Consider the following 6,560-nt stretch of genomic DNA (forward strand, 5'->3'; position numbering starts at 1 on the left):
TATCGGTGCGTCACCGACGTCCAGCATGACGAACGGGACCGGCAGCGGTCCACCGATCCCGTTCACCCGAAAGGGAAAACACCTGGTCAGGCGATACGTTCCAGCACGACCGGCGAGGCCGCGAACTCCGTACCCGGCGCCGCGACGTCGTACGCGCCCTCGATCGCCTCCAGCGCGTAGGCGAAGCGCTCGGGGGTGTCCGTGTGCAGGGTCAGCAGCGGCTGGCCCTCCGTCACCGTGTCGCCCGGCTTGGCGTGCATCTCGATGCCCGCCGCCGCCTGCACCGGGTCCTCCTTGCGGGCACGGCCGGCGCCCAGGCGCCAGGCGGCGACGCCGACGCCGTAGGCGTCCAGGCGGGTCAGGACACCCGACGACGGAGCCTTCACGACGTGCTGTTCACGGGACGTCGGCAGCGCAGCGTCCGGGTCGCCGCCCTGAGCGGCGATCATGCGGCGCCAGACGTCCATCGCGGAGCCGTCGGCCAGGGCCTTCGCCGGGTCCACGTTCTTCAGGCCCGCCGCGTCGAGCATCTCCCGCGCCAGGGCGATCGTCAGGTCCACGACGTCCGCCGGACCGCCGCCCGCGAGGACCTCCACCGACTCGCGCACCTCGAGCGCGTTGCCCGCCGTCAGGCCCAGCGGGGTCGACATGTCCGTGAGCAGTGCGACCGTCTTCACGCCGTGGTCCGAGCCCAGGCCCACCATCGTGGCGGCCAGTTCGCGCGCGTCCTCGATGGTCTTCATGAACGCGCCGGAGCCGACCTTCACGTCCAGGACCAGCGACCCCGTGCCCTCGGCGATCTTCTTCGACATGATGGAGGAGGCGATCAGGGGGATCGCCTCCACCGTGCCGGTGACATCACGCAGCGCGTAGAGCTTCTTGTCCGCGGGCGCCAGGCCGTCGCCCGCCGCGCAGACCACCGCGCCCGTGGTGTCGAGGACGTGCAGCATCTCCTCGTTCGACAGCAGCGCGCGCCAGCCGGGAATCGACTCCAGCTTGTCCAGCGTGCCGCCGGTGTGGCCGAGGCCGCGCCCGGACAGCTGCGGGACCGCCGCACCGCAGGCGGCCACCAGCGGGGCCAGCGGGAGCGTGATCTTGTCGCCGACGCCGCCCGTCGAGTGCTTGTCGGCCGTCGGGCGGGACAGCGACGAGAAGTCCATGCGCTCGCCCGAGGCGATCATCGCGGCGGTCCAGCGGGCGATCTCCCGCCGGTTCATGCCGTTGAGCAGGATGGCCATCGCAAGAGCGGACATCTGCTCGTCGGCGACCTCGCCCCGCGTGTAGGCGTCGATGACCCAGTCGATCTGCTCGTCGCTCAGCTCACCGCGGTCCCGCTTGGTGCGGATGACGGAGACGGCATCCATGGCCATGGGCTTCCTTCCGAAGTTCGAAGGTGTGCGGCCCCTCCGCGCCACGGGGGTGACGCGGAGGGGCCGCACGGGACTTACTTGGTGAGATGGTCCGGCCCGAAAGCCTGCGGCAGCATCTCGGAGAGCGGCAGGATCCCGGCGGGTGTCTCGAGCAGCAGGTCGGGGCCGCCGAACTCGTAGAGCAGCTGGCGGCAGCGACCGCAGGGGACGAGGGTCTCCCCCTTGCCGTCCACACAGGTGAAGTGCGTCAGCCTGCCGCCCCCGGTGTTCTGCAACTGCGAGATCAGCCCGCACTCGGCGCACAGGCCGAGACCGTACGAGGCGTTCTCGACGTTACAACCCGTGACGATCCGCCCGTCGTCGACGAGGCCGGCCACGCCGACCGGGTAGCCCGAGTAGGGGGCGTACGCGCGGGTCATCGCGGCGCGCGCCTCCTCCCGCAGGGCCGCCCAGTCGACCGTCGCGGGCGGGGTCACTTGCCCTGCCCCTTCCGGTACGGCAGACCGTCCGCCTTCGGCATCCTCAGGTGCTGCGCGGACAGCGAGAGCACGAGCAGGGTGACGATGTACGGGGTCGCGGTCACGAGCTGTTTGGGGACCTCGTTGGTGCCGACGTACCAGACGAACATCAGGGCCGAGATGACGGCCGTGATCAGCGCGGGGACGTACCTCTTGCGCCAGGCCAGGTACACGGCGCCGAACACCAGCAGGATCGCCAGCAGCAGGATCAGCGCGTGGACGTTGGTGGTGCCACCGCGCAGGTTGAGGCTGTCGGTGTAGCCGAACAGGCCCGCGCCGAGGGCGAGACCGCCCGGCATCCAGTTTCCGAAGATCATCGCGGCCAGACCGATGTAGCCACGGCCGGCCGTCTGGCCGTCCAGGTACACGTTGGACGCCACGATCGACAGGAACGCGCCGCCGAGGCCTGCGAAACCACCGGAGATGATCACGGCGATGTACTTGTACTTGTAGACGTTGACGCCGAGCGACTCGGCCGCCACCGGGTTCTCGCCGCAGGAGCGCAGGCGCAGTCCGAAGGCGGTGCGCCACAGCACCCACCAGGTGATCGGGACGAGGGCCACCGCGATCACGGTGAGCGGCGACAGGTCGGTGACCAGGCCTCCGATCAGCCCCGCGAGGTCCGAGATCAGGAACCAGTGCTTCTCGTTCAGCGTGTCCAGCCAGCCGGACAGGCCGGGAATGTCGAAGGTGCCCAGCGAGTCGATCGGCGGGGACTGCTTGGAGGAGCCCTGCGGCTGGTTCTCGAAGGTGAACTTCGACAGGTAGCGGGTGGCGCCGAGGGCCAGGATGTTGATCGCCACACCGGAGACGATGTGGTCCACGTTGAAGGTGACGGTGGCGATGGCGTGCAGGACGGCGCCGAGGGCGCCTCCGATGATGCCGAAGACGACACCCACCCAAGGGCCCCACTGATAGCCGGCCCAGGCACCGAACCAGGTGCCGAGGATCATCATGCCCTCGAGGCCGATGTTGACGACGCCGGAGCGCTCGGCCCACAGGCCGCCGAGGCCCGCGAGGCCGATCGGGACGGCCAGACGCAGGGCCGTGGACATCTGCCCGGTCGAGGTGATGCCCTCCGCGCCGCTGATGAGGCGGACGATCGAAGTGAGGACCAGCACGCCCGCGATGACGAGCAGGAGCACGGGGAGAGAAACACGGCGGCTGCCCTTGCCGGGCTGCTGCGCCTTCGGCTTCGCGACGGTCGCGGTGGCCATCAGGCAGCCACCTCCTTCTTGTGGTTGTTGTTGCCGGCGGCCGCGGCGGCCAGCTCCGCGCCGACCCGCTTCTGCTGGCGCCGCAGGCCCCACTGGCGTACGGCCTCGTACGAGATGACGACCGCGAAGACGATCAGGCCCTGCATGATCGTGGCGATCTCCTTCTCGTACGCCACCGGGGTCGCGTAGTCGAGCGCCGGGGAGGCCTTGTCCAGGAAGGCCCACAGCAGGGCGGCGAGCGCGATGCCGCCGGGGTTGTTGCGGCCGAGCAGGGCGATGCCGATGGCGGTGAAGCCGAGGCCCGCGGGGAACGTGAGGGCGTAGGTGTGGGAGTCGCCGAGCAGCAGCGGCAGGCCGGACAGACCGGCGACCCCGCCGGAGATCAGCATCGCCGTGAAGACCATCTTCTTGGCGTCGACACCGGAGGCCGCGGCGGCGGTCTCGGAGGCGCCGGTGGCCCGCAGGTCGAAGCCGAAGCGGGTGCGGTTCAGGACGAGCCAGTAGCCGATGCCCAGGAGGACGGCGAGGAAGACCAGGCCGTAGATCTCGCCGACGTCCGAGCCGAGGTTGATGCCGGGCACCCAGCCGGACTTCTTCATCACGCCGGTGGTGATGTTGTCACCGACCAGCACGCCGAAGTTGTCGGTGAGGGTGAGATAGCCGATGACGCTGGTGGCGATGGCGTTGAGCATGATCGTCGAGACGACCTCGCTGACGCCCCGGGTGACCTTCAGGGCGCCCGCGATGCCGGACCAGAAGGCACCGGTGAGCAGGCCCACCAGCAGGAGCATCGGGACCTGGAGGAAGGACGGCAGCGCCACGTGCGCGCCGACGACAGCGGTCATCATGGCGGCCAGGCGGTACTGGCCGTCGACGCCGATGTTGAACAGGTTCATGCGGAAGCCGAGGGCCACCGCGAGTGCGGCGATGTAGTACAGCGACGCCTGGTTGATGACCAGCACCTGGATGTCGGAGTACCCCACCTGCTCCAGCATCAGCCGGTAGGGCTCGAACGGGTTCTTGCCCGAGGCGACCAGCACGACCGAGGTCAGCAGGATCGCCGCGACGAGTGCGAGGACCGGACCGGCCACCGCGAGGAGCACCCGCTCCTTGTCGAACTTCTTCATCGGGCCTCGTCCTCCGGGGCGGCTTCTTCCTCGACGTGTTCCAGATGACCGGACGCGGCGCCGGTCATGGCCGAGCCGAGCTCCTCCGGGGTGATGGTGGCGGGGTCGGCATCGGCGACCAGCCTGCCGTTGTAGATCACCCGCAGGGTGTCGGACAGGCCGATCAGCTCGTCCAGGTCGGCGGAGATCAGCAGCACGGCGAGGCCCTCACGGCGGGCCGCGCGGATGTGGTCCCAGATCGCGGCCTGCGCGCCGACGTCCACACCACGGGTGGGATGGGCGGCGATCAGGAACTTCGGCGCATGGCTCATCTCCCGGCCGACGATCAGCTTCTGCTGGTTGCCGCCGGAGAGGGAGGCCGCGGTGACGTCGATGCCAGGGGTGCGGACGTCGTATTCCTTCACGATCCGCCGGGTGTCGTCCTGGGCACCCTTGGGGTCGAGCCAGAGGCCCTTGGTGTTGGGGCGCTCGGTGACATGGCCGAGGATGCGGTTCTCCCACAGCGGGGCCTCCAGCAGCAGGCCCTGGCGGTGCCGGTCCTCGGGGATGTAGCCGATGCCCTTTTCCCGGCGCTTGCGGGTGGCCCAGGAGGTGATCTCCTCGCCGAGGAAGGCGATGGTCCCGGAGTCGGCGTTCCTGAGGCCGATCAGCGCCTCGATCAGCTCGCTCTGGCCGTTGCCCTCGACGCCGGCGATGCCCATGACCTCGCCCGCGTGGATGGTGAAGGTGATGTCGTCCAGGACGCGGCGCACGCCGTCGGCCTCCGACACCTCCTCCGTCAGCAGACCGGTGCCCGCGTGCTCGGCGGGCTCCCCGAGGGAGGCGCCCCCGCTCGCGTAGACCGTGAGGCCCTTGACCTCGATGACGGGCTTGTCCGTGACGGTGGACTCGGCGGTCTCCGGGGTGGGCAGCTCGCTGCCGACCATCAGCTCGGCCAGCTGGCGCGGGGTGGTCTCGGAGGGAATGGCGGTGCCGACCGTCGTACCCCGCCTGATGACGGTTATGTCGTCGGCGACCGAGAGGACCTCGCCCAGCTTGTGGGAGATGAAGATGACGGACAGGCCTTCGGACTTCAGCTCGCGCAGGTTTTCGAAGAGCGCGTCGACCTCCTGCGGAACGAGCACGGCGGTCGGCTCGTCCAGGATCAGCGTCGTGGCGCCACGGTAGAGGACCTTGAGGATCTCCACGCGCTGACGGTCGGCGACACCGAGGTCCTCGATGAGGACGTCGGGACGCACGTTCAGCCCGTACCGGTCGGAGAGCTCCTTGATCTTCTTGCGGGCCGCGGCGCCGATGCCGTACAGCTTCTCGCTGCCGAGGACCACGTTCTCCAGGACCGTGAGGTTGTCGGCGAGCATGAAGTGCTGGTGCACCATGCCGATGCCACGCGCGATGGCGTCGGCGGGGCTGTTGAAGGTCGCCTGCTCGCCGCCGACGGTGATGGTGCCCTCGTCCGGCTTCTGCATGCCGTAGAGGATCTTCATCAGCGTCGACTTGCCCGCGCCGTTCTCGCCGACAAGGGCGTGCACGGTGCCCTTGCGGACCGTGAGGCGGATGTCATGGTTGGCAACGACACCCGGGAATCGCTTGGTGATCCCCGCCAACTCGACCGCGATCGTCGACGGTGCGGTGAGCGGAGGGCTGCTGGACGCGTCGATGGCGCACTCCTCTTGGAAAAGGGGCCCCTCTATGCGCGTAGCGCCCCTGCCTTAAATAGTGCTCGGACCTGACCGGTTCCGATTGTTCCGAGCATTGTGCCGCGCGAACGGGGTGTGGGTCGGACTTCCTTCCCACACCCCGTTCCCTGGCCTTAACGGTGCCATTACGACGACGCCTTGACCATGGCCTGTTATGGCCTCTTGTCCTGGGTGTCCCGGCACCGTGACGTCGGCGCCGGGACGCGGGGGACGTGCGTCCCGCAGGCGGGCGTCAGGACGCGTTGACCTTGATCGTGCCGTCCTTGATGCCCTGCTCGGCCTTCTTCAGCGCGGCCTGCAGGTCGGCGTTGTTCTTGAACACCGGGTTGGTGTCGGAGAGGCCGACACCGCCGTTGTCCAGGCTGCCGCGGACCTCACCGGACAGCGGCTTGTGGTCCTTGAGGACCGACTTGGTGAGGTCGTACACCGCACCGGAGACGTTCTTCAGGGCCGAGGTGAGGATGTAGTCCTTGTACGCCGACAGCGCGCTCTGCTCGTACTGGTCGGAGTCGACACCGATGGCCCACACCTTGTGCGCGGCGGCGGCCTTGATGACACCCTGACCGGACAGGCCGGCCGCGTGGTAGATGACGTCCGCTCCGGCGTCGATCTGGCCGTTCGCGGCGTTCTC

Annotated in this window: 6 protein-coding genes; all 6 read right to left on the bottom strand. The window is 69.1% G+C overall.

Annotated elements, in window-relative coordinates:
* Positions 1-86: 86 nt before the first annotated feature.
* Positions 87-1,364 (bottom strand): thymidine phosphorylase, encoded by a 1,278-nt coding sequence (locus tag VXC91_RS06865; protein ID WP_329505900.1) that lies wholly within the window; start codon positions 1,362-1,364, stop codon positions 87-89.
* A gap of 80 nt (positions 1,365-1,444) precedes the next feature.
* Positions 1,445-1,846 carry a cytidine deaminase gene (locus tag VXC91_RS06870; RefSeq protein WP_329505889.1) on the bottom strand — a complete coding sequence of 134 codons (402 nt, stop codon included), beginning with the start codon at positions 1,844-1,846 and terminating at the stop codon, positions 1,445-1,447.
* Positions 1,843-3,105: an ABC transporter permease gene (locus tag VXC91_RS06875; RefSeq protein WP_329505891.1), complete on the bottom strand. Its 1,263-nt coding sequence runs from the start codon at positions 3,103-3,105 to the stop codon at positions 1,843-1,845. The genes VXC91_RS06870 and VXC91_RS06875 overlap by 4 nt, the downstream gene beginning before the upstream one ends.
* Complete coding sequence (locus VXC91_RS06880) at positions 3,105-4,232, bottom strand: ABC transporter permease (protein WP_329505893.1); 1,128 nt, start codon at positions 4,230-4,232, stop codon at positions 3,105-3,107. The genes VXC91_RS06875 and VXC91_RS06880 overlap by 1 nt, the downstream gene beginning before the upstream one ends.
* Entirely contained in the window at positions 4,229-5,890 is a 1,662-nt protein-coding gene (locus tag VXC91_RS06885; RefSeq protein WP_408057340.1) for an ABC transporter ATP-binding protein, read from the bottom strand. The genes VXC91_RS06880 and VXC91_RS06885 overlap by 4 nt, the downstream gene beginning before the upstream one ends.
* A 271-nt stretch (positions 5,891-6,161) precedes the next feature.
* On the bottom strand, positions 6,162-6,560 hold a 399-nt coding region (locus VXC91_RS06890), incomplete at its 5' end, for a BMP family lipoprotein (protein WP_329505894.1).

Source organism: Streptomyces chiangmaiensis, from assembly GCF_036281785.1.
Lineage (GTDB): Bacteria > Actinomycetota > Actinomycetes > Streptomycetales > Streptomycetaceae > Streptomyces > Streptomyces chiangmaiensis.

Excerpts from the sequence above, each read along its gene's own strand:
- VXC91_RS06865 (WP_329505900.1), bottom strand. The coding sequence starts at position 1,364 with ATGGATGCCGTCTCCGTCATCCGCACCAAGCGGGACCGCGGTGAGCTG.
- VXC91_RS06875 (WP_329505891.1), bottom strand. The coding sequence starts at position 3,105 with ATGGCCACCGCGACCGTCGCGAAGCCGAAGGCGCAGCAGCCCGGCAAG.
- VXC91_RS06880 (WP_329505893.1), bottom strand. The coding sequence starts at position 4,232 with ATGAAGAAGTTCGACAAGGAGCGGGTGCTCCTCGCGGTGGCCGGTCCG.